The 772-nt window shown below is 60.8% G+C and carries 1 protein-coding gene; it reads left to right on the forward strand.

The window, feature by feature from the left end; translation table 11 throughout:
• Positions 1–772 (forward strand): anthranilate synthase component I family protein (locus tag D8U18_RS24710; RefSeq protein ID WP_177435058.1); only part of this gene is annotated, 772 nt, incomplete at both ends.

The following is a 772-nucleotide window of genomic DNA, read 5'->3' on the forward strand; positions in this document are numbered from 1 at the left end:
CCCAGGACGATTACGAAAAAGCCGTCGACACCATCAAGGAATACATCCTCGCCGGTGACTGCATGCAAGTCGTGCCGTCCCAGCGCATGTCGATCGACTTCAAGGCTGCGCCAATCGACCTGTACCGGGCATTGCGCTGCTTCAACCCGACGCCTTACATGTACTTCTTCAACTTCGGTGATTTCCATGTCGTCGGCAGTTCGCCGGAAGTGCTGGTGCGGGTCGAAGACAACCTGATCACTGTGCGCCCGATTGCCGGCACCCGCCCACGCGGGGCCAATGAAGAAGCGGACCTAGCGCTGGAAAAAGACCTGCTGTCCGATGACAAGGAAATCGCCGAACACCTGATGCTGATCGACCTGGGCCGTAACGACACGGGGCGGGTCTCTGAAGTCGGTTCGGTGAAGCTCACCGAGAAGATGGTCATTGAGCGTTATTCCAACGTGATGCACATCGTGTCCAACGTCACCGGGCAGTTGAAGGCCGGTTTGACGGCGATGGACGCACTGCGGGCGATTCTGCCGGCGGGCACGCTGTCCGGTGCTCCGAAGATCCGTGCGATGGAAATCATCGACGAGCTGGAGCCGGTCAAACGCGGCGTCTATGGCGGTGCTGTCGGCTACTTCGCCTGGAACGGCAACATGGACACCGCCATTGCGATCCGCACGGCGGTGATCAAGAACGGCGAACTGCACGTGCAGGCCGGTGGCGGCATCGTCGCCGACTCGGTGCCGGCGCTGGAATGGGAAGAAACCCTGAACAAGCGCCGCGC

This window comes from Pseudomonas sp. Sample_10 (assembly GCF_004321495.1).
GTDB lineage: Bacteria > Pseudomonadota > Gammaproteobacteria > Pseudomonadales > Pseudomonadaceae > Aquipseudomonas.